Source organism: Mycobacterium sp. 1274761.0 (genome assembly GCF_001668615.1).
GTDB lineage: Bacteria > Actinomycetota > Actinomycetes > Mycobacteriales > Mycobacteriaceae > Mycobacterium.
On record NZ_LZMC01000109.1, the window covers coordinates 91616 to 113656 of the forward strand.

Consider the following 22041-nt stretch of genomic DNA (forward strand, 5'->3'; position numbering starts at 1 on the left):
TCGTGGCGACCATTCCGATGTTTCCGCTCGAGCGGACGATGCTGCCCGGCGAGGAACTGCCGCTGCGGATCTTCGAACCGCGGTACTCCGCCTTGGTCTCGGATTGCCTCGCGATGGACGACCCCGCGTTCGGCGTGGTGTTGATCGCGGCCGGCCGCGAGGTGGGCGGTGGCGACACCCGCAGCGACGTCGGCGCGCTGGCGCACATCACCGAGGTGGCCGACTTCGGCGACGGCCGTTACCGGCTGAATTGTGTGATGGCTGAACGGATTCGGGTACTGGAATGGCAGCCGGACGACCCCTACCCCCGCGCGGTGATCGAGCTGTGGCCCGACGAGCCGGGCGATGCGGTCGGTGCTGAGGCCATCCGCGAAGTCGAGGACAGCATCGTCGCGTTGTTCGAGCGCATCGCCCGGGCCCGCGGTGCGGAGGTCGACGGTCGCGACATCGTGGCGGGCGCCGACGCGGCACCCGATGCGGCAATGTGGTTGTACGGCTTGACGGCCCGGCTGCCGATCGGACAGGCCGACCGCTATTCGGTGCTGGCGGCGCCGACTGCCGCAGCGCGGTTGGCGGCGCTCCGCGACGCCGTGGAGACCCTCAGCGCACTGGTCGAGTTTCAGTTGTCCGGCGAGTAGCCGGTAAGCCTCGCTTCGACGAAAACCGTTCGCGGCGTGGTGTCGTCGTCGGGTGTGCGGTTGTAGCGCTCCAGCAGCGCGGCGGCTTCGGTCGCCGACACCCCCCAGCCCTGCGCCGTGAACCAGTCGGCAACGTCGGTGCGGTCCTCGATGTACCACAGATCGCCGACGTCGGGTGCGTCGTCGGAAGCGCCGGCTTCCTCGCGCAGACGCCGTACCCGCTCGCGGCGGTCGGCGAGATGATCCGGGTCGAAGAAGTCCGCGCCGAACGCCTCGACGGCAACACGGCTGCCCCGTGCGCTGAGCTCGGTGATGCGATCAAACAGCCGATCCTGGTCGGCGGCCGACAGATAGGGCAGCAGCCCCTCGGCGGCCCATGCCGTCGGTTCGGTCGGGTCGAATCCGGCCTCGCGCAACGCTTTCGGCCAGTCGTGCCGCAGGTCGACGGGAACCGCCACATAGCGTGCGGCGGGTTTGACGTTGCGCGCCTCGAGCGCCTCGCTCTTGAACTGCAGCACCTTGGGCTGGTCGAGCTCGTAGACCACGCTGCCGTCATTCCACGGCAGCCGCCAAGCCCTGGCGTCGAGCCCCGCGGCGAGGATCACGGCCTGGTCGATGCCGCTGGCGCCCGCGGCGATGAAGAACTCATCGAACCACTTGGTGCGCGACGCCGCGTATCCCGATATCGACCGGATCCTCTCGGCCACGTGACGCGGTGGCCGCTCCCAGCCGCGGGCGAGGGCTTCTTCGACGAACATCTCCGCGTATCGGTCGGTGAACAGCGGGCAGTCCGATGCCGTCTCCTGCGACCGCGCCCACGCGATACCGAGGGCGGTCGCGCCGACGCTTTCGGTGATGTCCCACGAATCGTCGTCGGTTCTGTTCATTCGTCCCGCCTTTGCTCCTGTACATACTGCTCGCGGTAAGCCAACTGTCCCACGCGGTTCGCGACAACGGGCGCGGTGATCACGGCGAACATCCCGGTGAGAATGAGCATGCCCACGTCCACATGGCCGCGCAGTCGGATGGCCGCACCCGCCAGCACCAGCAGCAGGCCCAACACCTGCGGCTTGGTTGCGGCGTGTACCCGAGACAGCGTGTCGGGAAAGCGGACGACACCGATCGCGGCGGTCAACGCCAGCGCCGAACCGCCGAGCACCAGTACGGCCGTGGCGATGTCGGCGATGCTCATCGCCTGTACCTGCTTTCGGGACGCTTCTTGTCGGGAACCCGGAATCGGGCGATGCTCACCGAGCCGACGAAGCCGATCAAGGCGAGGGCGGTCAGGCTGTAGGTCACGGTGCTGTCCAAGCTGTAGGCCGCCCACGTGCCGATGCTGCACATCGCCACCGCCACCAATGTGTCGAGCGCGACGATACGGTCCAGCGTGCTGGGCCCGCCGAGGATCCGATACATCAGGATGGCGGCGGACGCGGTGAGCATGACCGTGGCGATGATCCAAATGGAAGTCATGCATCCTCCTTTGCAGTCGTGGGTTTACCCGCCCGGTGTGCGAACGTGGCCACCAGCAGTCGCTCGATCCTTGCGACGTTGCGGTGGAAGCGTGCCACCGATTCCTGGGAATCGACGTCGATGACGTGCACGTCGATCAGCCGTCTTTCCTGGTCGATCTCCAACACGATCGAGCCCGGAATCAGGGTGATGATGTTGACGGCCAGCGCGAGCACCAGGTCGGACTCGATGGTCAGCTCGGCGCGGAGCACGGCGGTGCGCGGCGGCGGTCCGGGCCTGATCGCCAGCCAGGCCATCTGCACAGAGGAGGCGACCAGCTCGTAGCTCACGACAGCGACCAACCGCAGGAGGGCCAGTGGATGAAGCCGGCCCTCGACAGGAACCACCGGAAGCGGCAGGAGCACGGTGATCAGCACCGCGACCGCTAGCCCGCCGATGAGATTGGCGGCAGAGATGCTGCCCCACAACAACACCCAGACAAGCGTCAGCCAGCACAGCACCCACGCCCGTAGTGCGTAACGCCTCATGGCCGCACCTCCGACAGGACAACCGAGATGTAGCGGTCGCGGTCCATCACCTCGGCCGCGGCGCGGTCGGTGTAGGAGACGATCGGTCCGGCCAGCACCGTGAGCATCAAGCCGACGATGATGAGCGCCCCCGTCGGGGCCAGCATGCCGATCGGCATCCGGCCGACATCCTCGCGTTCCAGCACGGCGATGTCCCTGGCTTCGTCCAGCAACGCTGACGGGACGGCAGCCGCCAGATCACCTTCCGGAGCATCGGCGCGGGGCCGCCAGAACGCCAGTGTCCAGACGCGCGACACCACGTATAGCGTCAGCAGACTGGTCAGCACGCTTCCTGCGACCAAGATCCAGGCCAGCATCGAGCCATCCTGGGCGCCGGCCTGCAGGAGGGCGACCTTGCCGATGAAGCCCGAGAACGGAGGAATACCACCGAGATTGAGGGCAGGCACGACGAAGACGAACGCCAGCAGTGGGCTTACCGCCGCCAGGCCGCCGAGTCGCTGCAGAGAAGCGGCGCCCGCCTGTCGCTCGATGAGCCCGACGACCAGAAACAGCGTCGTCTGCACCAGGATGTGGTGGGCCACATAGTAGATCGCGCCGGATAGCCCGAGCTGATTCGACAACGCGACGCCGAACACCATGTAGCCGATATGGCTGACCAGCGTGAAGGACAACAGTCGTTTGATGTCGGTCTGGGCGATGGCACCGAGGATCCCGATCAGCATGGTGGCAAGCGCGGCCACCATCAGCATCCGGTCGAGGCCACTGCTCGGGAACAGCAATGTGTGCGCTCGGATGATCGCGTACACGCCGACTTTGGTGAGCAGGCCCGCAAATACCGCGGTGACGGGTGCCGGCGCGGTGGGGTAGGAGTCGGGCAGCCAGGTGGACAGCGGAAACACCGCCGCCTTGACGCCGAAAGCGACAAGCAGGACTGCGAACAACGCTGCACGGGTGCCCGGTGAGATGCCGTCGAGGCGTACCGCCAGCTCTGCCATGTTGAGCGTGCCGGTCGCCGCGTACACCAGCGCGATGCCGATCAAGAAGATCATCGACGACACCATCGACACCATCACGTAATAGATTCCGACGCGGACCCGTTCGGTGCTCGCACCGATCGTGAGAAGCACGAAGCTCGCCGCCAACAGCACCTCGAAGCTGACATAGAGGTTGAACAGGTCGCCGGCGATGAATGCGCTGCACACACCCGCGGACAGCACGAGGTAGGTGGGTAGGAAGATCGAGACCGGCTGCCGTTCGTCGCCGTCACGGATGCCCTGTCCGATCGCGAAGAGCACGACGGCGAGCAGGACGATAGCCGACACCATCAACATCAGCGCCGAAAGCCGGTCCACGACAAGGGTGATGCCCAGTGGGCCCATCCCGGGGATGCTCTGCGCCCAGCCACCGACGTGGAATGCCAGCGTGCCGCGGCGATCGGTGAGATAAAGCAGCACGCCGCAGACCGTCACGACCGCCGACAACGCGAGCAGGGTGATGGACCGTTGCAGCCGCGGCCGGCGTCCGGCGAACATCGTGGCTGCCGCACCCAGCATCGGGATTAGCACGGGCAGCGGAATAAGCACCGAGGGGTTCACCGCGAACCCTCCAGACCCGGCAAGGCGTCGAGTGCGTCGGGCTCGTCGGTGTCGCGTGCGCTGTCGGGAACCGGCCGGTCCTCGTCCACCGCGGCCGCCTCGTCGTCGGTCATCTGTGCGACGCGCGTGGCCTCTGGATCGTTTTCGACCTCCTCGTCGGTGGTCAATCGATATGTGCGGTAGATCAGCGACAAGACGAAGGCCGCGATGCCCATGCTGATGACGATCGCGGTGAGGATCATGGCCTGCACCAACGGGTCTGCGGTTGCGGTCTGCCCATCGCTGACCGCTCCGCGCACCGGCGGATTGCCGGACGGACCGCCGACGGACAGGATCAGCAGGTTGACGGCATTGCCGATAAGCAAAAGCCCCAACAGCATTCGTATCAGGTTGCGCTCCAGCAGCAGGTAGACACCGACGCTGATGAGTCCCCCGACCAACAGCAGGGGTACAAGGAAGGTGGTCATCGCGACATCACCGCCTGGGCTCGGCGCTGCGAGATGTCGACGTCGACCCTGGCGCCGAGGCTGCGTAAGACGTCGAGCACCAGGCCGACGACGATCAAATAGACACCGAGGTCGAAGAACAGCGCGGTGACGAGCTTGACGTGGCCGAGCACGGGCAGATCGAACTGCAGCACCGCCGACGACAGCACCGGCGCGCCGACCAACAGCGAGGCGACCGCGGTGCCCGCCGAAAGACCCAGCCCGACACCGAGAATCTTGCCCGCGTCCAGCGGCAGAGTCTCACCGAGTTCGTAGCGGCCACCGGCCAGATACCGCAGCACGAGCGCAAGGCCCGCCATCAACCCGCCTGCGAAGCCACCGCCGGGTGTGTTGTGGCCGCCGATGAAGAAGTATGCCGACAGGGTCATGATCAGCGGGAAGATCATCCGCGTGGCGACCTCCAGCACCAGTGAACGGTGCTCGGGGTCACGCAGTTCGCTGCCCCGCAACCAGGTGATCTCGCCGGCGGCAGGGCTGTTGGCGAACGCACGGCCGTGCGCGAAGTCGCCCTGGACGGCGTCGACAACGCGCGGTGCGGCGCCGAATCGTCTGTGCCGGAACACCATTGACGCCACACCGGTGGCGGCAACCAGCAACACGCAGATCTCACCGAGGGTGTCCCAGGCGCGGATGTCGACTAGCAGGACGTTGACGGTGTTGGCGCCGTGTCCGCGGTGATACGCGGCGTCGGGCAGCAGTGCGGCGATGGGTACGCCCGAGCGGGCGGCCATTGCGAACGCGGTAAGGGTGGTGACGCTGGCACCGACGGCGAGGGCCAGCGCGGCCCGCGGTAGCCGATGTTTGCGCATGTTGCTGCTGGACTCCGCCGGCAGCGTGCGCAACACCAGCACGAAGACGACGAGTGTGAGGGTTTCCACCAGGAATTGGGTCAAGGCCAGGTCTGGCGCTCCGTGGAGCGCGAAGATGACCCCGCAGCCGTAGCCGGTCACGCCGACGAGCAGCACCGAGGACAACCGGTTACGGATCACCGCCGCCCCCAGCGCGGCCGCGAGTATCAACAGCCCGACGATCACCTGCAGCGGCGAACCCCATAATACGAACTGGGGTTGATCGCGGGCCCAGAGGCCAAGCGCCACAACCGGTATCACGGCAAGCGTTGCCAGGATCATCGACTGAGTCGCGGGCATCGAACCCCGTTGCGTGGCGCCGGTGAGCCGAACCGACAGCACGTCGGCGCCGCGAATCACCGCGTCGTACACGCGGTCGGCATTGCCCAGCGGGAGATAGGTCAGCCGCGTGCGGCGCAACCGTGTTCTGCCGAAGAAGGCGGCGGCGCCCAGCGCCAGCACGAGGACCGACAGCAGCAGCGGGAGGCCGACGCCATGCCACAGCGCAAGGTGGTAGTGCGATCCGCCGGGCACCACGTCGGCGTAGCCGTTGAGCACGTTGTCCAGCGGTTCGGGCCACACCCCGGCCAGCAGTCCTGCCGCCGAGAGGAATGCAGGAGCGGCAAGAAATGTGGCAGGCACCGCGTGCATTTCGGCGACGCGCTTGCTGGGTTCGGCTCTGCCCTTGCGTGCGAACGCGCCCCACAGGAAGCGCAAGCTGTAGATGGTGGTGAACACCGATCCGAGAGCCACTCCCGCCAGCACCGCCGGTCCGAACGGGCCCAGCGAGGCGCTGTGCGCAAGCGTGTCGAAATCGGCCTCCTTGGCGACGAAGCCCAAAAACGGTGGCAGAGCCGCCATGCTCGCCGTGGCACCGCCGGCGATCAGCAGCAACGGCTTGTTCCGTTGTCCGAGCCAGGCCAGTCTTCGGATGTCTCGCGTGCCGGTGGAGTGGTCGATGATGCCGACGACCATGAACAGCGCTGCCTTGAACATCGCGTGCGCGCACAGCAGCGCGAGCCCGGCCAGCATCAGATCGCTACCGCCCGCACCCACCATCACCGAGATGAATCCGAGCTGGCTGACCGTGCCAAAGGCCAGGATCAGCTTCAGGTCGTATTCACGGACCGCGCGCCAACCAGCCAGCAGCACGGTCAGCACGCCGAGCGTGACGATCAGCGGGCGCCATGGCGGGGCGTCAGCGAATCCCGGTGTCATGCGGGCGATGAGGTAAACACCGGCCTTGACCATTGCGGCGGCGTGCAGGTAGGCGCTCACCGGCGTCGGAGCGGCCATTGCGCCCGGCAGCCAGAAGTGCAGCGGAACGATCGCCGACTTGGCAAGCGCCCCAATGAGAACCAGCACGATGGCCACCGACGCCGCCACCCCCGACGGTGGCGCCGAAATCAGCTCGGACAGCAGGTAGGTGCCCGAGATGCTGCCGAGGATCACGATGCCGACCAACATCGCCAACCCGCCGGCCGTTGTCACCAGCAGCGCCTGCACGGCGGCCTTTCTGCTGGCGACACGTTCGGCGTAGTGACCCACCAGCAGGAAGGACAGCACGGTGGTGATTTCCCAGAACACGTAGAGCATCAGCATGTTGTCGCTGACGACCAAGCCGAACATCGCACCGGCGAAGGCCACCAGCTCGGCGGCGAAGCTGGGTAGCCGTTCTTCGGCGTGCTCGTCGTGGTGGTGGAAGTAGTCGGCACAGTAGAACAGCACCAACGCGCCGATGCCGAGCACCAGCACGCTCATGATCGCCGCGAGTGCGTCGAACCGCAGTGCGATGTTCAGCGACAGGTCCGGAATCCACGACAGCGTTAAGTCGTGCGATTGCCCACGGCGGGGCCAGTTCGATATCACCCAGACCAGCGAGGCCAATGGGACGAGCGCCAGCGGGTAGAAGGCCCGTCTGCCCCAGCGGTACACCAGCAGCGGCGCGGCCGCGGTGGCCACCGCGTGGGCAAGGATGACGACGAGCAAGAAACTCCGAATCCTGGGTGGCCGGCCGTCACAGGGGAACAACGGCGCGTCAGCCAAGTGGGGCGTTGGTCCAGCCCAGTCTACGTGGGCCGATATCGCCGCCTTCCCGCTGCGCGGTGGGTCGACAGGGCGTGGCCGACGACGCCGATCCCTGCGCCCAGGATGGGCCAGATCGGCCAGAAGTACCAGGCGCCCGCGGTGAGTCCGACCGCGAGCCACACCGTCAGTACGATCACGCACATCGTGAGGTAGCCCGCGAGGTGGGTGCGGACGCCGCGGCGGGCGGCAGCGCGACGGGCGTCCCGGCGTCGCGGGTCATTGCGGCGGAGCTGCGCCAGCGGCAGGTCGGCGACGAGCTCGCGCAGCTGCTCGGTGGTGTGGGCCGCGAATGCGCCTTTCACGCGAGCGTCGTATTCGTCGACGTCGAGATAGCCCTGGGCCATTGCTGAGCCGAGCTGGGCGGCGGTCCGTTCGCGTTCGCGGTCGCCGGCGCGGACAACAACGGGTGCGGTCATGGGAGGCCTCCTCCTCAATCTTGACAGTGACAAGTTCAAAGTCACTATTCCCTACTGACTTGTCACTGTCAAGATGCCTTCTCTTGTGTCTGTTTCCGCCTCCACGCGTGGTCGGCGGTCGCATCATTGAGGTCGGCGTTCCGACCGGGAAAGGGGACGACCATGCCTGTCGATGAAGCCAAACTGAACGAGTTCCTCGGCAAAGCGGTCGGCGACCTCGGAGCCGCGATCAGCGCGACGCTGATGCTTGTCGGCGACCGCCTCGGCCTGTACCGGGAATTGGCGAAGGGCGCGATGACCGCCGACCAACTGGCCCAACGCACCGGCACCAACGAGCGCTACGTGCGGGAGTGGCTCGGAAACCAGGCCGCCGGTGGATACGTTCAATACGATTCCCAATCCGATCAGTGGTCGATGACCGCCGAACAGGCGTTGTGCCTGGCTGATCCGCGCGGCCCGGTCGATATGCCCGGCGCCTACAACATCGTCGAGGCGACGTTTCACGCTCTCGAGCAGACGATCGACAACTTCAAATCCGGCCGCGGCATGGAGTGGGGCGACCACCACCCCTGCTTGTTCGAGGGAACGGAACGATTCTTCCGGGCCGGCTACAACACACACCTCACTGGTTCGTGGCTGCCTTCCCTCGACGGGGTCGCCGACAAACTGCGAAGCGGAGCCAAGGTTGCCGACGTCGGTTGCGGACACGGCGCAAGCACCATCCTGATGGCGCTCACCTACCCGGACTCGGAATTCATCGGATACGACTACCACGATGAGTCGATCAGGGTCGCCACCGAGAAAGCGGCTGCCGCCGGTGCCGGCAATGCGCGCTTCGAGGTGGCCGACGCCGTCGGTTACACCGGCAAGAACTTCGACCTGATCGCATTCTTCGACTGTCTGCACGACATGGCTGACCCCGTCGGCGTCTCCAGGCACGCACGCGAAGCGATCAGCGACGACGGCACCGCGATGATCGTCGAGCCGTTCGCCAGCGACGACTTGCAGGACAACCTCAATCCGGTGGGTCGCGTGATGTACGGCGCATCGACCCAGATCTGCGTGCCGGTCTCGTTAGCGCGCAACGGACCCGCGCTCGGGGCTCAGGCCGGCGAGGCGCGGCTGCGTGAAATCGTCGTGGACGGCGGAGGCTTCACCCGCTTCCGGCGGGCTACCGAGACTCCGTTCAACCTCGTCTTAGAGGCCAGGCCGTAGAACGCGTCGCAACCTAGCGCGCTGCGCTGAACGCGCGCAGCGACTCGACCTGCGCCGGGTCCAGCGACGGGCGTACCGTTTCGCGGGCCTTGGCGACATCGGCGGCCGTCACGTCAGCGGCGTCGATCGAACGCCGCATCGCCGTCAGCGCCGCCTCCCGTAGCAGCGCTACACAGTCGGCGGCGCTGTAACCGTCGAGGTCGGCCGCCAATGCGTCGAGGTCGACGTCATCGCTGAGCGGAATGGATTTCCCTGCGGTGCGCAGGATCTCGCGGCGGGCGTCGGCGTCGGGCGGCTCGACGAACACCAGCTTCTCCAGCCGGCCCGGCCGCAGCAGCGCGGGATCGATCAAATCCGGGCGGTTGGTCGCGCCGAGCACCACGACGTTGCGCAGCGGCTCGATGCCGTCGAGCTCGGTCAGCAGCGCGGCGACCACGCGATCGGTGACCCCGGAGTCGAAGCTCTGTCCGCGCCGCGGCGCCAGCGCGTCCAGCTCGTCGAGGAAGATCAATGACGGCGCGGACTCGCGGGCCCTGCGGAACAGGTCGCGAACCGCCTTCTCCGACGCGCCGACCCACTTGTCCATCAGCTCGGCGCCCTTGACCGCGTGCACCGACAGCCGGCCCGAGCTGGCCAGCGCCCGCACCACGAACGTCTTGCCGCAGCCCGGCGGCCCGTAGAGCAGCACGCCTCGCGGCGGCTCAACGCCGAGCCGCTCGAACGTCTCCGGATGCTGCAGCGGCCACAACACCGCCTCGGTCAGCGACTGTTTCGTCTCGGCCATGTCACCGACGTCGTCGAGCGTCACCGAGCCGACGGCCAATTCCTCTGCAGCCGTTCGGGACAGCGGCCGGATGACGCTCAGTGCCCCGGTCAGGTCGTCCTGGGTCAGCGCGGGCGGCTTGTCGTCCTCGCTGGCTCTCGCCGCCGCGCGCAGGGCCGCCTCCCGCACCAGCGCGCTGAGATCTGCGACGACGAAACCCGGTGTGCGCTCGGCGATTTCGTCGAGATTCAGATCGCCCGCCGGAACATCACGCAACAACACCTCGAGCAGCTGCTTGCGCACCGCGGCGTCGGGCAGGCTCAGACCCAGTTCACGGTCGCACAGGTCGGGCGCCCGCAGGCGGGGGTCAAGGTCGTCGGGACGTTGCGACGTCGCGATGAACGCAACTCCCGGCGTGGCGACGGCGTTGCGCAGCTCGGTGAGGATCAGGGTCGACACCGGGTCGGCGGCCGTCGGAAGCAGCGCGTCGATATCGGTGATCAGCAGCACCCCGCCGCCGTCGCGCACCGACGACACCGCCGAGGCCACCGATTTGAGTCGGTCCTCGGCGCGCAGCGCGCCGACCTCAGGGCCGTCGAGTTCGACCAGTCGCCGGTCGGCGCATACCGCGCGCACCAGCGCGGCCTTTCCGACGCCCGCGGGTCCTGACACCAGCACGCCGAGATTCGGCGTCGCCCCAAGGGTTTTCAGTAGCTCCGGCTGGTCGAGTGCCAGCTTGAGCCAGTCGGTCAGCCGACTCGCCTGGGCGTGGGAGCCCTTGAGGTCGTCGATGTTCACCGTCGCCGACTTGTCGGGCGCCGACACCGTGTACTGGTTCGACGGAGCGGTCGACGAAGGAGTTACGGCGTCTCCCCAGCTGACAACCGAATTCGGTTGCACACTCACCGGTCCCGCCGGGTCGACACCGGTGACGGTCAGCAGCTCCGACGTCCACGTGATGCCGACGGCCGAAGCCAAGGCGCTGCTCGCCGCGGTCGTCGGGATATCGGGGCCGAGCTCCCGCGGCAACAGCGACACCGTGTCGCCGACCGTCATCACCTTGCCCAGCAGCGCCTGACGCAGCGTCGCTGATGAGATCGACTGGGTGGCCAGGTTAGAGCCGCGAACGGTCACCGACCGGGCGCCGTAAACCGTCACCGGCGCGACGAGCACAGTGGCGTCCTCCCGCAAGCCGGCGTTGGACAGCGTTACGTCGTCGAGCAGCGCGGTGCCCGCCGGCGTACCGGCCGGTGCCACCCCGGCCACCGCGGCGGTGGTCCGCGAACCGGTCAGCGAAACCGCATCCCACTCCCGAATGCCCAGCGCCGCAATGGCTTCCGGGTGAAGGCGGACGACTCCGCGTCGCGAGTCCAGCGCGGAGGTGTTCAGCCGTGCGGTCAGTGCAAGCTGGTGCCGCGGCGCGGGACGGTCCGCGACGTCGAACGCCGTCATGTCAGGGGCCCCGGCATGTCACGGACCCGGCGGCCGACGCAGGCCCAGGCGCGCCATCGAACGGCGCGCGGTGCGCGGGTGGGCGCGGCGAATCGCCCGGCGCGCCTGCCGTTGCTCCTTGGGTTTGTCGCCCCACACCTCGGGATGCTTCTTCAACCACGCCTCGGTGCGCACCGCGAAAGGGATGTGGATCACGTAGCCCACGATGATCAACATGATCACGATGTAGCCGTACAGGATCGACGCCGCGACACCGATCGCCAGCAGCGCCAACAGCGGAACGACCATGTTCTGCGAGACCGCGAAGGTATGGATCTTACGCATCGGGATGGTGCTGACCACCAACAGCGAAACGCCGATCATCCAGATCACCACGGCCGGCTCCGACGTCCACCAACCGTCACCGAACTGCATCTTGGCCGCCAGCGGCCCGATCGCACCGATCGCGCCTGCCGGTGCGGGCATGCCGACGAAGAACTCCTTGGTGTAGGCGGGCTGGTCGCCGGCCAGCATCGCGTTGTAGCGGGCGAGGCGCAACACAATGCACACGGCATAAAGCAGTACGACGATCCAGCCGACCCGCGAGTGCGACAGCAGCGTGCCGTAAACGATGAAAGCCGGTGCGACACCGAAGTTTACGGCGTCTGCCAGTGAGTCGATCTCCTCGCCCATCTTCGACGTGGCCTTGAGCATGCGAGCGATGCGGCCGTCGAGCGCGTCGAGGATCGCGGCCACCGCCAGGAACGCCATCGATTCCGTCGGCCGGTCGTCGAGCGCGAACTTCACCGCCGACAGCCCAAGGCAGATAGCCGCGACGGTCATCGCGCTCGGCAGCATCCTCGCGCTGAGCACAGGGCGTTTGACTCGTGGCTTCATCGCGGCAGCTCCGCCAGGATGGTCTCGCCGGCGACCGCCCGCTGACCCGGCAGCACGAGAATCTGCGAACCCTCCGGCAGGTAGGTGTCCAACCGCGAGCCGTACCGGATCAGGCCGTAGGTGTCGCCGATCGTCACCTTCTCGCCAATCTTGATGTCGCACACGATGCGTCGCGCCACCAGGCCCGCGATCTGCACGGCCACCACCTCATGCCCGTCGGGCGTGCGGATCAGCACGGAGTTGCGTTCGTTGTCCTGGCTGGCGGCGGCCAGCTCGGCGGATCGGTACAGCCCTGGCCGGTGAACGACGGCGGCCACCTCGCCGCTGACCGGGACGCGCTGCACATGGGCGTCGAAGATAGACAGGAAGATGCTGATGCGCGGCAGCGGACGCTGCGGCAGGTTCAGTTCGGCCGGCGGCACCACGTCCTCGACGAGGCAGATCAGCCCGTCGGCGGGGGCCACCACGACGCCGGGACGGTTCGGCGGCACCCGGGGCGGATGACGGAAGAAGGCGGCGTTGGCTCCCGCGGCCACCAGACCGGCGCGGCGCAGCCAACGGTTGCGGCGACCCGCCACCGCGAGCGCAAGACCTGCGCCGACGAACGGCAGGCCGGCCGGGTGCATCGGGGGAATCGTGGTTTTCGCCAAGGCCACCAGTCGCGCGGGGCCTGATCTGAGGTCGGGGCGTCTGGCCATCGTGTCGCGATTCTACGGGTGGCTACCCGCTCGACATGTCCCAAACCTGGACTGGTGATCCGGCGGCCAGCTCGGTGACGTCCTCGTCGATCTCGAGCAGGCAGTTGGCCGACGCCAGCCAGCGCAGGTGGTGCGATGCCGGCGGTCCGTAGCTCGTCACCTCGCCGGCGTCCAAAATGCCGCGCCGAAACTGGCGCTTGCCGCGCGGTGATTTCAGGCTGTCCGCGAGCGTCGCCGTCAGCCGCGGGCGTGCCGGCTGCGGCAGACCCATGGCCGCGCGCAGCGGCGTCCGGACGAACACCTCGAACGACACCAGCGCGCTGACGGGATTGCCCGGCAGCGTGATGATCGGCGTGCCCGTTCCTGCGCCCAGGCGTCCCGCGCCCTGCGGCATGCCGGGCTGCATCGCTACCTTGACGAACTCGATGTCCCCGCTCACGCCGGATGTCGCCGGCGATCCGGCTCCGAGATCGGATGTCGCCGGCGATCCGGCTCCGAGGCCCGATGTCGCCGGCGATCCGGCTCCGAGGCCCGATGTCGCCGGCGATCCGGCTCCGAACGCGTCCTTGACGACTTCGTACGCGCCCGCGCTGACCCCGCCGGTGGTGATGACCAGGTCGGCGTCGCCGATATGGCTCTGCAGCGCGGCGCGGAACGCCTCGACGTTGTCGCCTACCATCGGCGACGCGATTACCTCGGCGCCCGCCTCACGGACGGCCGCGGCGAGCATGACGGCATTCGACTCATAGATCTGCCCCGGCTTCAGCGGCTGACCGGGCGCGACCAGTTCCTCACCGGTCGACATCACCAGAACCCGTTGCTGCGGAACAATATTCAGCGCTCCGAGGCCGAGCGCCGCAGCAAGACCGAGCACCGCGGGGGTGACGACCTGGCCCGCTCGCAGCACCGGCGTACCCGCGGTGACGTCCTCGCCCTTGCGGCGGATGTGCTGGCCCGCTGACGCGGTCGCCCGGATCGCGACCGTGTCCGTCGCGGCGTCGGTCATTTCCACCGGCACCACGGCGGTGGCGCCGGCAGGAACGGGTGCCCCGGTCATGATGCGGTGTGCCGTACCGGGTTTCAGTGTCAGGAGGTCGGTGCGACCCGCGGGGATGTCCTCGGCGACGGGCAACAGCACCGGCGAGTCGTCGCTGGCCCCCGCGACGTCGTCGGCCAGCACCGCATAACCGTCCATCGCCGAATTGTCGAATCCCGGCAACGACAGCGGCGCCACCACGTCCTCGGCAAGCACCAGCCCCAGCGCGTCGGCCAGCGCCACTGCAACCGGTGGGCGAGGCGTTATCAACGCGGCGACGACGCGCCGATGCTCCTCGACGGAACGCATCAGACGGAAAACTTCACGCCGGTCAGCTCTTCGGACACATCCCACAGCCGCTGCTGCAGCGCCTCGTCGCGCGATTGTGCGCTGGAGCCAACGAGTTTCGGGTGGCCCTTGATCTCGCCGATGCCGTCGGGCCCGTAGTACTGGCCGCCTTGCGCGTCGGGGTCGGTGGCGGCCCGCAGTGTCGGCAGCGCCCCCTTATCGGCCGGCTGCAAAAGGCTTTTCCACGTCCAGCGTGGGAGAAAGCCCGGCATGTAGCGCATCAACTCGGTGTCGGCGAAGCCAGGGTGCGCCGCGAGCGCGACGGTCGGTGCGGCCTTCTGCGTCAGGCGCCGCTGCAATTCGTAGGTGAACAGGAGGTTGGCCAGCTTCGACTGCCCGTACGCCGCGATGCGGTTGTAGCTGCGCTCCCATTGCAGGTCGTCGAAGTGGATGCGGGCCATGATGCGGTGGCCGACGCTGCTGACCGTGACCACGCGTGAACCGTCGACCCCCAGCAGGTTGTCCAGCAGCAGGCCGGTCAATGCGAAATGGCCGAGGTGGTTGGTGCCGAACTGCATCTCGAAGCCGTCTTTGGTGGTCTCGCGGGTCGGCACGTACATGACGCCGGCGTTGTTGATCAGCAGATCGATGCGGGGATGCGCGGCGCGCAGTTCGTCTGCCGCCTTGCGGACGCTGTCCAGCGACGTCAGGTCGAGCTCCTGCAGGGCGACGACGGCGTTGGGGGTGGCGGCCTTGATGCGGTCGGCGGCCTGCCGGCCCTTATCGAGGTTGCGCACCGCGAGCACGACGTGCGCGCCCTTGTCGGCGAGCACGGCGGCGGTGTCATATCCGAGGCCGGAGTTGGCGCCGGTGATCACGGCGATGCGGCCGGACTGGTTGCCGATATCGGCAGACGTCCACTTCTGGCTCATGATCAGCAGAGTACCCACGGGCGGTTACCGTCGTTTCCATGTCGGAACTACCGCGGGTGGCGTTGGTCGATCCGGCCAATCCGCCGAGCCGCAAGGCTCCGCTGGTGTGGGCGATCGGCGCCGCCATTCCGTGGCTGGTGCTGGCGGCTGCGCAGGTGGTGTGGTTCCTCGTCGACAGCCGGCCGGTCTGGCTGCATGCCGCTGCAGCGGCCGTCACCGGCGTCGGGGCGGCCGTCTTCGTCGGCGTGGTTCCGCTGTGGCGCTACCGCGTGCACCGGTGGGACATCAGCCCGCAGGCGGTGTACACCCGCTCCGGCTGGTTCGTGCAGGAGCGCCGTATCGCGCCGATCTCGCGAGTGCAGACCGTCGACACCTATCGGGGACCGCTGGACCGGCTGTTCGGGCTGGCCAACGTCACGGTGACGACGGCGTCATCGGCCGGCGCGGTGCGCATTGTCGCCCTGGACGCCGATGTCGCTGACGGCATCGTCGAGCAGCTCACCGACATCGCCGCGATCGGCGAGCAGGACGCCACATGACCGCAGAACCGGTGTGGCAACGGCTGAGCCCACGAATGTTGTTGGTACATCCTGTTCATGAGGTGTTGCGTCAAATCCCGTTGCTGGTGGGTTCGGTGGTGGTCGGTTCGGCAACGGGTAACGCGTTGTGGACCGTGGCCGCGCTCGGCGTGACGATCGGGTTCGGCGTCCTGCGCTGGTTCACCACCACCTACCGCATCGAGCCCGATGAGGTGCAATTGCGTACGGGTGTGCTCCAACGCAAGACGGTTGCGGTGCCACGCAACAGGATTCGGTCGGTACAGACCGAAGCACGGCTGCTGCACCAACTGCTGGGGTTGACGGTGTTGCGGGTCAGCACCGGGCAGCAGGCGTCGGAGGCGACGGAGTTCACGCTCGACGCGGTGCGCACCGACGAGGTGCCGCGGCTGCGCGCCATCCTGCTGACCGACTCGCTGGCCGCACCCGACGACGAAGGAGAACAGCGGGTGCTGGCCCGCTGGCATCCGTCGTGGCTGCGCTACAGCCCGCTGAGCTTCACCGGATTGGCGATGGTAGCCGCCGCTGTTGGTGTGGTGTATCAGGCGGGTCTTGGTGCGGCGCTTGAACATTCGCGGATCGCGGAGTCGGGCCGCGACGCGGCACAGCGGTTCGGGGTGGCCGCCAGCATCGCCGCGGTCGTCGCTGCCGTGGTGGTGCTGTCGGTTGTCCTGTCCGTGCTGCGGTCGTTGCTGACGTTCGGCAACCTCACGCTGGCTCGGCGCGAGAACGCTGACAAAGGCGGAGTGCTGCATCTCGAGCACGGCCTTTTGCGCAAGCGCGCGCACACCTTCGACATGCGACGCCTGCGCGGCGGCTCGCTGCGTCAGCCGCTGCTGGTGCGGCTGCTCGGCGGCGCGCGGCTGGACGCGGTGATGACGGGCGTCGCCGGCGCGGGGGAGGCGTCGCTGCTGCTGCCGCCGTGCCCGGTCGCTAAGGCTGAATCCGTGCTCGCCGAGCTGATCGACGACGTCAACGCGGTGGGCGGCCCGGTCCGCGGTCACGGGCCCGCCGCGGTACGCCGACGCTGGACGCGCGGGCTCGCGGTGCCCGCCGTTACGGCCGTCGCGTTGGCGGTCGCGGTGGCGTTCGTTCGGGTGCCGGTGTGGGCGTGGCTCGCGGTGGCGGTGCTGGCGCTGTGCTGCGCGCTGCTGGCCGCCGACCGCGCCCGCGCGCTCGGGCATCGCGTCGACGCGCGCTGGCTGGTCGCGCGCACTGGCAGTCTGGAGCGCCGCCGGGACTGCATTGCGGCCGAGGGCATCGTCGGCTGGACGGTGCGGCAGACCCTGTTCCAGCGCCGGGCGGGGGTGGCCACGCTAGTCGTGGCGACCGCAGCCGGGGCCAAGCACTATCAGGTGATCGACGTTCCTGCCGAGCTGAGCTGGTCGATCGCCGGTGAGGCATCGCCGTGGGTGGCCGACAGTCGGTGGGCGCGACGCTAGCGAGGCGTTTACTGTTCCCACCATGGCGGTCGGTGGCGTGCTGTTCGACATCGATGGCGTCTTGGTGACGTCATGGCAGCCCATCGAGGGCGCCGCCGAGACGCTTCGGGTCCTGGCGGACAACCAGATTGCGCGGTCATATCTGACGAACACCACGACCAAGACTCGCCGCCAGATCGCAGATCTGCTCACCGAGGCGGGCATGGAGGTGGCCGCCGACGAGGTGATCACCGCCGCGGCGTTGACGGCGGAGTACGTCCGCGGCGAGTATCCCCACGCACGGTGCTTTCTGGTCAACAGCGGGCAGATCGCCGAGGACATGCCCGGCGTCGACATCGTCTACGCGGGCGATTACGGCCCCGACGACCCCGGGCCCGACACCCCCGACGTGGTGCTGCTCGGCGGCGCCGGGCCGGAGTACAACCACCTGACGCTCAGCCGCGTGTACGACTGGATGGCCCAGGGTGTTCCGGTGGTCGCCATGCACCGCAGCACATCCTGGACCACCACCGAGGGACTGCGCATCGACACCGGCATGTATCTGATCGGGATGGAGGAGACGTCCGGCCGCAAGGCGACCGCCGTCGGCAAGCCGGCACCGGCCGGATTTCTCGCTGCCGCAGCACGTCTCGGCGTCGATCCCGACGAGATGTACATGATCGGCGACGACCTCAACAACGACGTGCTGGCCGCGCAGGTGGTCGGCATGACGGGGGTGCTGGTGCGCACCGGCAAGTTCCGCCAGGACACCCTGGACCGGTGGGCCGCCGACGAGTTCGCGATGCAGCCCAACCACGTCATCGACTCGGTCGCCGACTTGCCGACTGTGCTTGGCCTGTAGCGCGGCTCGGTGAAACCCAGTCCCCGGCTCTGCTGAGAGATCGCGATTCGCGCTCGAAGGACGATCTGTGTGCAGTTTCGATGAGTTTGTGGGCCGACGGCAGTCTGTACCGGCATGACCGAAGAAAAAGTGGCCGTCAGCGCCACCATCAATGCTCCTGCCGACGCGGTATTCGCCATCCTGGCCGACCCGACGACGCATCAGGCCATCGACGGCACCGGCTGGGTGCGCGAGTCGCTGGACGGCGGACCCATCACCGAAGCCGGCCAGATCTTCCGGATGGGGATGCACCACGACAACCATCCGGAGGGCTACTACGAGATGGCGAACCGGGTCGACGTGTTCGAGCCGCCGCACGCCATCGCATGGCAGCCGGGCCAGGGACCCGACGAGCGTGGGAACCTCAGCGGCAACTCCGAGCTCGTCTTCGGAGGATGGATCTGGCGATATGACCTCACGCCGCTCGCGGACGACCGCACCGAGGTCACGCTGAGCTACGACTGGTCAGGGGTGGTGCCGCAGATGCGCGACATCCAGTTCCCGCCGTTCGATCTCCAGCATCTGCACAACTCGCTGAAGAATCTGGCCGAGCTGGCCGAAGCGCGTTAGGCCCGCAGCTCGCGGACGGCCTCGATGCGGGCCTTGAGCTGTTCGGTGGTGGCCGCCGCGATCGGCGGTCCACCGCAGATGCGGCGCAGCTCCTTATGGATCCAGCCGTGCGGCTTGCCGGTGCGGTGATGGGCGACCGAGACGAGCGCGTTGAGCTGGTTGCGTAGCTCGCGCAGCTGACCGTGTGTCGACAGCCGCGGCACCTCACCGGAGGCGGTGCGCTTAGTGATCTGGTCTTCCTGCCTGCGCCGCAACAAGTCCCGCATTGCATCGGCGTCCAGCAGCCCGGGAATGCCGAGATAGTCGGCCTCCTCGTCGCTGCCCGCCGGCGTGGCCGTGCCGAACGACGAACCGTCGAAGATCACCTGATCCAGCTCGGCGTCGGCGCCCAGCGACTCGAACCCGGCGTCCTCGTCGGCCTCGGACTTCTTGCGCTCCGCGTCGATGAGCGCCTCGTCGTCGAAGCCCTGCGCCTCACGGTGCGGCTTGCCGAGCACGTGGTCGCGCACGCGCTCCATCTCGCTGGCGAGGTCCAGCAGCGACGGCACCGACGGCAGGAAGATGCTGGCCGTCTCGCCGGGCCGCCGCGAGCGCACATACCGGCCGATCGCCTGGGCGAAGAACAGCGGCGTCGACGCGCTGGTGGCGTACACGCCGACCGCAAGCCGCGGCACGTCGACGCCCTCGGACACCATCCGCACCGCGACCAGCCACCGCCCGGTTCCCGCCGCGTACTCGGCGATGCGCGCCGACGAGCCCGGGTCGTCGGACAGCACGAGCGTCGGCGCCTCGCCGGTCAGCTTCGTCAGCACCGCCGCGTAGGCGCGAGCCGCCTTCTGGTCGCTGGCGATCACCATCGCCCCCGCGTCCGGCACGCCGCCGTTGCGCAGCTGTGTGAGCCTGGTGTCGGCGGCCTGCAACACCGCCGGTATCCACTCGCCCTTGGCGTCGAGCACGGTGCGCCATGCCCGCGCCGTCTGCTCGGCGTTCAGTGGTTCGCCGAGGCGGACCGCATGCACAACGTCCTCCTGGCCGGCGCGTTCGCGCCACCGCGCCTCACCCGAGTAGGCCAAAAACACCACCGGTCGCACCACGCCGTCTGCCAGCGCCTCGGCATAGCCATAGGTGTGGTCGGCCTGCGAGCGCATCAGGCCATCGCTGTCGGGGGCATACGTGACGAACGGGATCGCGGAGTCGTCACTGCGAAACGGAGTCCCGGTGAGCGCCAGGCGCCGGGTGGCATCGTCGAACGCCTCGCGGATGGCGTCGCCCCAACTCTTGGCGTCGCCGCCGTGGTGGATCTCGTCGAAGATCACCAGCGTCCGCCGGTTCTCGGTGCGCACGCGATGACGCGTCGGGTGGCTGGCGACTTGCGCGTAGGTGACGACGACGCCGTGGTACTCCGATGACGTGTGTGCAGCGGAGTTACTGAACTTCGGGTCGAGCGCGATGCCCACGCGGGCGGCGGACATCGCCCACTGCGCCTTGAGGTGTTCGGTGGGCACCACCACCGTGATCTGCTCGACGACGCCGTCGGCCAGCAGCTCGCCGGCGACGCGCAGGGCAAACGCCGTCTTACCCGACCCGGGGGTGGCCACCGCCAGAAAATCGCGTGGCTGCGCGGCAAGATACCGCACCAATGCCCGACGCTGCCAGCTCCGCAAAGCCTGGGTGTCGGGCGCTGCATTAGCCCGCACCCAAAGACTCCTCAACTGATCGGACAGCAGCCTAGCGCAACGGATTACGGGTCTGCATCTCTGCAGGGCTCCGTGTCGCGCTCAGTCGATGAAGAAATTGTCGTTGGCGATGAACCACTCCCGGCGCTCGTCCTCGGCCAAGTCGCCGAGCTGGGCCAGGCCCTCGAAGTAGTGCTCACGTGGGGCGCCGGGAGCAAACAGCATCAATAGCGACGTCGGTGCGTCGGATTCGTTGCGGAAGCCGTGGATGCCGCCGGGCGGGACGTAGAGGAAGTCGCCTACACGCCCGTCGGTCCAGTCGTGGCCGTCGAACAGTCGCACCGCGCCTGACAACACGTAGAACGCCTCGGACATCGCGCGGTGGAAATGCGGGCCCGGTCCGCCGCCGTTGGGTGCGATCTCGACGCGGTAGAGCCCGTAGTCGCCGTCGGTGGCCTGCTGGTCGGCCAGGTAGTGGTACTTCACCAAACCGAAAGACTCGTAGTCCGCGGGCTCGTCACCGCGGCGGGCCCAGGCGCTGACCTCCGGCTCGTTCTTCGTGTAGCGCGGCGGTGGATAGGGCGGCACCTTGCTGGGATCCCAGAGTGACATCCCTACCCACCCTGCCACATCAGACGTGCGCGGGAACGGGATAGGTGATGCCGGTCAGCTGCTCCGAAACCGCCCACAATCGACGCTGCGCCGCGACGTCATGGGAGACCCGGCTGGAGGCGACCACCACTGGATAGCCGCGCTGCTCGCCGACCCCGTCGGGGCCGAAGTACTGCCCGCCGATCACGCCGGGATCGGTCGCTGCACGCAGCGTGGGCAGCGCACCCATTTCGGCGCCCTGGAAGAGCGGTTGGAGCACGCCTTCGACGGCACGAACCAGCGGCGGCAGGTTCCGGGCCAACTCGGTGCGCGAGCCGCCGGGGTGCGCTGCGGCGGCGATGGTGTCGGTGCCCTGCAGCCGGCGCTGCAGTTCGTAGGTGAACATCAAATTAGCCAACTTGGCCTGCCCGTAGGCGCCGACCCGGCTGTAAGTCTGTTCCCACTGGAGGTCGTCGAACCGGATTCCGTGCCGGGCGAAGCGGTGGCCGACGCTGCTGACGGTCACTACCCGCGCACCGCGCGCGGCCAGCACTCGGTCGAGCAGTAGGCCCGTGAGCGCGAAGTGGCCCAAATGGTTGGTGCCGAACTGCAATTCGAAGCCGTCCTTGGTGGTGGATCGCGGCGTCATCATCACCCCGGCGTTGTTGATCAACAGGTCGATGGAGTCGTAGGTGGCGCGAAGCTCGTCGGCCGCGGAGCGAATCGACTCCAGCGATGTCAGGTCGAGCTGCTGCACGGTGACCCTGGCGTTCGGTGCGCTGCGGGCGATCAGGTCTGCCGCGGCCCGACCTTTGTCGAGGTTGCGCACGGCCAGCACCACGTGGGCGCCCCTGGCCGCGAGGGCTTTGGCGGTCTCATAGCCGAGGCCGGTGTTGGCACCGGTGATGACGGCGGTCCGCCCGGTCTGGTCGGGAATATCGGTAGTGGTCCAGCGGGTCATGGCGTCTCCTACA

The 22041-nt window shown here is 68.0% G+C and carries 22 protein-coding genes; 6 read left to right on the forward strand and 16 right to left on the reverse strand.

Going from position 1 to position 22041, the window contains the following annotated elements:
• The first annotated feature begins 2 nt into the window (after nucleotides 1-2).
• Nucleotides 3-638, forward strand: a complete 636-nt coding sequence (locus A5651_RS22455) for an LON peptidase substrate-binding domain-containing protein (RefSeq protein ID WP_066986253.1) — start codon at nucleotides 3-5, stop codon at nucleotides 636-638.
• On the opposite strand, the gene A5651_RS22460 is transcribed toward A5651_RS22455, so the two are convergent.
• From A5651_RS22460 to A5651_RS22495, 8 genes are all read right to left on the reverse strand, one after another.
• Nucleotides 620-1525, reverse strand: coding sequence for an SAM-dependent methyltransferase (locus A5651_RS22460; protein WP_066986256.1), 906 nt, complete (start codon nucleotides 1523-1525; stop codon nucleotides 620-622). The two genes, A5651_RS22455 and A5651_RS22460, sit on opposite strands and share 19 nt — an antisense overlap.
• A complete protein-coding gene (mnhG, locus tag A5651_RS22465) occupies nucleotides 1522-1830 on the reverse strand; it encodes a monovalent cation/H(+) antiporter subunit G (RefSeq protein ID WP_066986259.1) in 309 nt (102 codons plus the stop codon). The genes A5651_RS22460 and mnhG overlap by 4 nt, the downstream gene beginning before the upstream one ends.
• On the reverse strand, nucleotides 1827-2111 hold the full coding sequence (locus A5651_RS22470) for a monovalent cation/H+ antiporter complex subunit F (RefSeq protein ID WP_066986262.1): 285 nt from the start codon (nucleotides 2109-2111) through the stop codon (nucleotides 1827-1829). The genes mnhG and A5651_RS22470 overlap by 4 nt, the downstream gene beginning before the upstream one ends.
• A complete protein-coding gene (locus tag A5651_RS22475) occupies nucleotides 2108-2638 on the reverse strand; it encodes a Na+/H+ antiporter subunit E (protein WP_066986265.1) in 531 nt (176 codons plus the stop codon). Before A5651_RS22475 ends, A5651_RS22470 begins: the two co-directional genes overlap by 4 nt.
• On the reverse strand, nucleotides 2635-4233 hold the full coding sequence (locus tag A5651_RS22480; protein WP_082943921.1) for a Na+/H+ antiporter subunit D: 1599 nt from the start codon (nucleotides 4231-4233) through the stop codon (nucleotides 2635-2637). Before A5651_RS22480 ends, A5651_RS22475 begins: the two co-directional genes overlap by 4 nt.
• Nucleotides 4230-4700, reverse strand: a complete 471-nt coding sequence (locus A5651_RS22485; protein ID WP_066986268.1) for a Na(+)/H(+) antiporter subunit C — start codon at nucleotides 4698-4700, stop codon at nucleotides 4230-4232. Before A5651_RS22485 ends, A5651_RS22480 begins: the two co-directional genes overlap by 4 nt.
• Entirely contained in the window at nucleotides 4697-7576 is a 2880-nt protein-coding gene (locus A5651_RS22490) for a Na+/H+ antiporter subunit A (RefSeq protein WP_066986272.1), read from the reverse strand. Before A5651_RS22490 ends, A5651_RS22485 begins: the two co-directional genes overlap by 4 nt.
• Before the next feature lie 80 nt (nucleotides 7577-7656).
• Nucleotides 7657-8091 carry a DUF1707 domain-containing protein gene (locus A5651_RS22495; RefSeq protein WP_066986275.1) on the reverse strand — a complete coding sequence of 145 codons (435 nt, stop codon included), beginning with the start codon at nucleotides 8089-8091 and terminating at the stop codon, nucleotides 7657-7659.
• Between the two features lie 162 nt (nucleotides 8092-8253).
• Here A5651_RS22495 and A5651_RS22500 point away from each other — a divergent pair, with 162 nt between their 5' ends.
• Nucleotides 8254-9306, forward strand: coding sequence for a methyltransferase domain-containing protein (locus A5651_RS22500; RefSeq protein ID WP_066986278.1), 1053 nt, complete (start codon nucleotides 8254-8256; stop codon nucleotides 9304-9306).
• 13 nt (nucleotides 9307-9319) lie between these two features.
• Here the strand turns inward: A5651_RS22500 and A5651_RS22505 are convergent, their stop codons facing one another.
• The 5 genes from A5651_RS22505 to A5651_RS22525 are packed head-to-tail and all read right to left on the reverse strand — an operon-like array spanning nucleotide 9320 to nucleotide 15351.
• Nucleotides 9320-11521 carry an AAA family ATPase gene (locus tag A5651_RS22505; RefSeq protein ID WP_066986281.1) on the reverse strand — a complete coding sequence of 734 codons (2202 nt, stop codon included), beginning with the start codon at nucleotides 11519-11521 and terminating at the stop codon, nucleotides 9320-9322.
• Between the two features lie 18 nt (nucleotides 11522-11539).
• The gene (gene pssA, locus A5651_RS22510) at nucleotides 11540-12397 is read right to left on the reverse strand and encodes a CDP-diacylglycerol--serine O-phosphatidyltransferase (protein ID WP_066986284.1); all 858 of its coding nucleotides are present in this window, start codon (nucleotides 12395-12397) and stop codon (nucleotides 11540-11542) included.
• Nucleotides 12394-13095 carry a phosphatidylserine decarboxylase gene (locus A5651_RS22515; protein WP_066986287.1) on the reverse strand — a complete coding sequence of 234 codons (702 nt, stop codon included), beginning with the start codon at nucleotides 13093-13095 and terminating at the stop codon, nucleotides 12394-12396. Before A5651_RS22515 ends, pssA begins: the two co-directional genes overlap by 4 nt.
• A gap of 22 nt (nucleotides 13096-13117) precedes the next feature.
• A complete protein-coding gene (glp, locus tag A5651_RS22520) occupies nucleotides 13118-14440 on the reverse strand; it encodes a gephyrin-like molybdotransferase Glp (protein WP_066986292.1) in 1323 nt (440 codons plus the stop codon).
• A complete protein-coding gene (locus A5651_RS22525; RefSeq protein WP_066986632.1) occupies nucleotides 14440-15351 on the reverse strand; it encodes an SDR family NAD(P)-dependent oxidoreductase in 912 nt (303 codons plus the stop codon). The genes glp and A5651_RS22525 overlap by 1 nt, the downstream gene beginning before the upstream one ends.
• A 38-nt stretch (nucleotides 15352-15389) precedes the next feature.
• Here A5651_RS22525 and A5651_RS22530 point away from each other — a divergent pair, with 38 nt between their 5' ends.
• The 4 genes from A5651_RS22530 to A5651_RS22545 all read left to right on the forward strand — a co-directional run bounded on the left by A5651_RS22530 (nucleotide 15390) and on the right by A5651_RS22545 (nucleotide 18800).
• Nucleotides 15390-15890, forward strand: coding sequence for a PH domain-containing protein (locus A5651_RS22530; protein WP_156663117.1), 501 nt, complete (start codon nucleotides 15390-15392; stop codon nucleotides 15888-15890).
• Entirely contained in the window at nucleotides 15887-17350 is a 1464-nt protein-coding gene (locus A5651_RS22535) for a PH domain-containing protein (RefSeq protein WP_066986295.1), read from the forward strand. The genes A5651_RS22530 and A5651_RS22535 overlap by 4 nt, the downstream gene beginning before the upstream one ends.
• 22 nt (nucleotides 17351-17372) lie before the next feature.
• Nucleotides 17373-18191: an HAD-IIA family hydrolase gene (locus A5651_RS22540; protein WP_066986298.1), complete on the forward strand. Its 819-nt coding sequence runs from the start codon at nucleotides 17373-17375 to the stop codon at nucleotides 18189-18191.
• Between the two features lie 114 nt (nucleotides 18192-18305).
• Nucleotides 18306-18800, forward strand: coding sequence for an SRPBCC family protein (locus A5651_RS22545; RefSeq protein ID WP_066986300.1), 495 nt, complete (start codon nucleotides 18306-18308; stop codon nucleotides 18798-18800).
• On the opposite strand, the gene A5651_RS22550 is transcribed toward A5651_RS22545, so the two are convergent.
• The 3 genes from A5651_RS22550 to A5651_RS22560 form a co-directional block, all read right to left on the reverse strand.
• Nucleotides 18797-20497, reverse strand: coding sequence for a DEAD/DEAH box helicase (locus tag A5651_RS22550; protein ID WP_066986303.1), 1701 nt, complete (start codon nucleotides 20495-20497; stop codon nucleotides 18797-18799). The genes A5651_RS22545 and A5651_RS22550 overlap by 4 nt on opposite strands.
• 81 nt (nucleotides 20498-20578) lie before the next feature.
• Nucleotides 20579-21088 carry a cupin domain-containing protein gene (locus tag A5651_RS22555; RefSeq protein ID WP_066986306.1) on the reverse strand — a complete coding sequence of 170 codons (510 nt, stop codon included), beginning with the start codon at nucleotides 21086-21088 and terminating at the stop codon, nucleotides 20579-20581.
• Nucleotides 21089-21107: 19 nt separating this feature from the next.
• Nucleotides 21108-22028: an SDR family NAD(P)-dependent oxidoreductase gene (locus tag A5651_RS22560; RefSeq protein ID WP_066986308.1), complete on the reverse strand. Its 921-nt coding sequence runs from the start codon at nucleotides 22026-22028 to the stop codon at nucleotides 21108-21110.
• Between the last annotated feature and the right edge of the window lie 13 nt (nucleotides 22029-22041).

Excerpts from the sequence above, each read along its gene's own strand:
- A5651_RS22505 (WP_066986281.1), bottom strand. The coding sequence starts at position 11,521 with ATGACGGCGTTCGACGTCGCGGACCGTCCCGCGCCGCGGCACCAGCTT.
- A5651_RS22530 (WP_156663117.1), top strand. The coding sequence starts at position 15,390 with ATGTCGGAACTACCGCGGGTGGCGTTGGTCGATCCGGCCAATCCGCCG.
- A5651_RS22540 (WP_066986298.1), top strand. The coding sequence starts at position 17,373 with ATGGCGGTCGGTGGCGTGCTGTTCGACATCGATGGCGTCTTGGTGACG.
- A5651_RS22475 (WP_066986265.1), bottom strand. The coding sequence starts at position 2,638 with ATGAGGCGTTACGCACTACGGGCGTGGGTGCTGTGCTGGCTGACGCTT.
- A5651_RS22515 (WP_066986287.1), bottom strand. The coding sequence starts at position 13,095 with ATGGCCAGACGCCCCGACCTCAGATCAGGCCCCGCGCGACTGGTGGCC.
- pssA (WP_066986284.1), bottom strand. The coding sequence starts at position 12,397 with ATGAAGCCACGAGTCAAACGCCCTGTGCTCAGCGCGAGGATGCTGCCG.
- A5651_RS22470 (WP_066986262.1), bottom strand. The coding sequence starts at position 2,111 with ATGACTTCCATTTGGATCATCGCCACGGTCATGCTCACCGCGTCCGCC.
- A5651_RS22460 (WP_066986256.1), bottom strand. The coding sequence starts at position 1,525 with ATGAACAGAACCGACGACGATTCGTGGGACATCACCGAAAGCGTCGGC.
- A5651_RS22545 (WP_066986300.1), top strand. The coding sequence starts at position 18,306 with ATGACCGAAGAAAAAGTGGCCGTCAGCGCCACCATCAATGCTCCTGCC.
- glp (WP_066986292.1), bottom strand. The coding sequence starts at position 14,440 with ATGCGTTCCGTCGAGGAGCATCGGCGCGTCGTCGCCGCGTTGATAACG.
- A5651_RS22500 (WP_066986278.1), top strand. The coding sequence starts at position 8,254 with ATGCCTGTCGATGAAGCCAAACTGAACGAGTTCCTCGGCAAAGCGGTC.
- A5651_RS22560 (WP_066986308.1), bottom strand. The coding sequence starts at position 22,028 with ATGACCCGCTGGACCACTACCGATATTCCCGACCAGACCGGGCGGACC.
- mnhG (WP_066986259.1), bottom strand. The coding sequence starts at position 1,830 with ATGAGCATCGCCGACATCGCCACGGCCGTACTGGTGCTCGGCGGTTCG.
- A5651_RS22495 (WP_066986275.1), bottom strand. The coding sequence starts at position 8,091 with ATGACCGCACCCGTTGTTGTCCGCGCCGGCGACCGCGAACGCGAACGG.
- A5651_RS22555 (WP_066986306.1), bottom strand. The coding sequence starts at position 21,088 with ATGTCACTCTGGGATCCCAGCAAGGTGCCGCCCTATCCACCGCCGCGC.
- A5651_RS22525 (WP_066986632.1), bottom strand. The coding sequence starts at position 15,351 with ATGAGCCAGAAGTGGACGTCTGCCGATATCGGCAACCAGTCCGGCCGC.
- A5651_RS22535 (WP_066986295.1), top strand. The coding sequence starts at position 15,887 with ATGACCGCAGAACCGGTGTGGCAACGGCTGAGCCCACGAATGTTGTTG.
- A5651_RS22485 (WP_066986268.1), bottom strand. The coding sequence starts at position 4,700 with ATGACCACCTTCCTTGTACCCCTGCTGTTGGTCGGGGGACTCATCAGC.